At 75.1% G+C, this 2,039-nt stretch carries 2 protein-coding genes and 1 pseudogene; 2 read left to right on the top strand and 1 reads right to left on the bottom strand.

Features of this window, described 5'->3' with window-relative positions:
• A pseudogene (locus H5J33_RS32840) lies at positions 1 to 482 on the bottom strand (Tat pathway signal protein); the annotation flags it as partial.
• A 272-nt stretch (positions 483 to 754) separates the two neighbouring features.
• Here H5J33_RS32840 and H5J33_RS32835 point away from each other — a divergent pair.
• Positions 755 to 1,162, top strand: a complete 408-nt coding sequence (locus H5J33_RS32835; protein ID WP_181798360.1) for a hypothetical protein — start codon at positions 755 to 757, stop codon at positions 1,160 to 1,162.
• Positions 1,163 to 1,235: 73 nt separating this feature from the next.
• On the top strand, positions 1,236 to 2,039 hold an 804-nt coding region (locus H5J33_RS32830), incomplete at its 3' end, for a spermidine synthase (RefSeq protein ID WP_181798359.1).

The raw sequence follows: 2,039 nt of genomic DNA, 5'->3' as shown, positions 1-2,039 counted from the left end.
GGGGTGGTGAGACGGACGCCGGGGGCTCGGCCGGTCATGAATGCGCGACGCAGCACGTCGCTCTCCTCGTGGTTCGGGGGGTCGTTCTGCCAGGGGTCCCGCGAGTCGTACGGCTCGACGGCCCCGGACGACCCGGCGGGTGTCTCCCCGGGTGCGGGCCCCCGGGGAGCCGCCACGGCCGTACGCGCGGCCCGGCCGCGGACGGACGAACGGGGCACGAAGCCCAGGTCGGTGAGGGTGCGGCCGGGGAACATATGCAGGAACACCCGCTCGTAGGCGTAGTTGGGGCAGCGGATCTCGCCCGCCTCGACCCGGCCGATGTAGCGCGCGTCACAGCTCACCCGCTCGCCGATCTCGCGCGCGGCCCGCCGGACCAGCGCCGCGAACTCGGCCGGGGAACGCGGGCCCCGCAGCCGGCGGAAGGCGAGGTTCGGCCGGGGCGGCCGGTCGGGCTGTGACGAGGTCACCGTTGACGACGCCATGGCCGGGTCCTCTCGTGCGAACCGTCGAACCATGCCGGGACCCGGGTGGTTCCGGAGTGGTACCGGACGGGACGCCTGGCTGGCGCTCCGTTCCGGCGGGCATGAACGTACCCGCTGTGCGGGGTCCGGCACGCGGTGTTTGGCCACAAACCGGATATCTCCCGTGTGATCCGCCATGAAGTGCCATCCTTTGCGGCGCACTCGGGCCGTGCCCGTTGACGCGCTCGCGCGTTGAACCCCGTGGACCGCAACAGGGCTGTGTGGAGGCCGGCATGGAGACCAGCCAGAGCAACGAACCTCGTACGTCGCCGTCGTCGTCCGCGTGCGCGGACGACCCGGCATGCGACCTCGTGACGGTGCCGGCCCGACAGGGGCTGGAGGCGGTCGACATCCTGCGGCGAGCGGGAGCGGACGCGGTGGGGCCCGTCCTGCACGACGACGACCGCGACACCCTCGGCTTCCTGGTGCCGGCCGGTACGGCGGCCTGCTGGGACGTGCCGGGCAGCACCTGCACCGAGACGGACGGGCGCGGACTGCGGCCGGCCCCCGGGCCCCCGGTGGCGGGCTCGGACTGGCTGCTGCCCCCCGGCGAGGCCGACCCCGCCACGGACCCGGCGGTGCTGCGCCGGGCCCTGGGCGAGGCGGCCCGGCTGATCGAGGTGGCGGACAAGTGCTGCTGAGGGGCCTGCCCCGGGCCCGAGACCGGCCGCCGTGCGTTCCGCACCCTGCCGTGGGACCTGCGAAAATGGGCGGATGGGCAGGTCCAGGAACACCCGGCGCAGGTCGGCCGTCACCATCGAGGAGCCGGTCGACGGCGGTCTCGCACAGCTCGTCCCCGACCCCGATCGCGGCCGGGCCTGGACGCTGCTGATCGACGGGGCACCCCAGTCGCACGTCGACCTGGACGACCCGGCGTACCTCTCCTTCGACTACCAGCGGCGCCTCGGCCATGTCATCGACCTCGCCGCCCCGCCCGGCCGGCCGGTGCACGCCGTACACCTCGGCGGCGGCGCCTTCACCCTCGCCCGGTACGTCGCCGCGACCCGGCCCCGCTCCACCCAGCAGGTCGTGGAGCGCGACGCGAGCCTGGTCCGGCTGGTCCGCCGCGAACTGCCGCTGGACGCGAACGCGCGCGTCCGGGTGCGCGCGGTGGACGCCCGGGAGGGCCTGTCCAAGGTGCCGGACGGCTGGGCCGACCTGATCATCGCCGATGTGTTCAGCGGTGCCCGCACCCCCGCCCACCTCACCTCCACCGAATTCCTCGACGAGGTCCGCCGGGCCCTGAAGCCCTCCGGGAGCTACGCGGCCAACCTCGCCGACGGCCCGCCGCTCGCCCACCTGCGCGGCCAGATCGCCACCGCCGCCGCCCGGTTCGGGGAACTCGCGCTGATCGCCGACGCGGCCGTGCTGCGCGGCAAGCGCTTCGGCAACGCCGTCCTGGTCGCCTCCGACGCCCCGCTGCCGCTCGCCGAACTCACCCGCCGCGCCGCCTCCGACCCGCACCCCGGCCGGGTCGAGTCCTGCTGGCGGGAGGCGCTCGCCCTGTACGAGGAGCTG

Origin of the sequence: Streptomyces sp. WELS2 (assembly GCF_013870595.1) — a bacterium.
GTDB lineage: Bacteria > Actinomycetota > Actinomycetes > Streptomycetales > Streptomycetaceae > Streptomyces.
Note: the sequence above shows the minus strand (reverse complement) of the source record. Positions and strands in the feature narration are given on the sequence as shown.

Excerpts from the sequence above, each read along its gene's own strand:
- H5J33_RS32835 (WP_181798360.1), top strand. The coding sequence starts at position 755 with ATGGAGACCAGCCAGAGCAACGAACCTCGTACGTCGCCGTCGTCGTCC.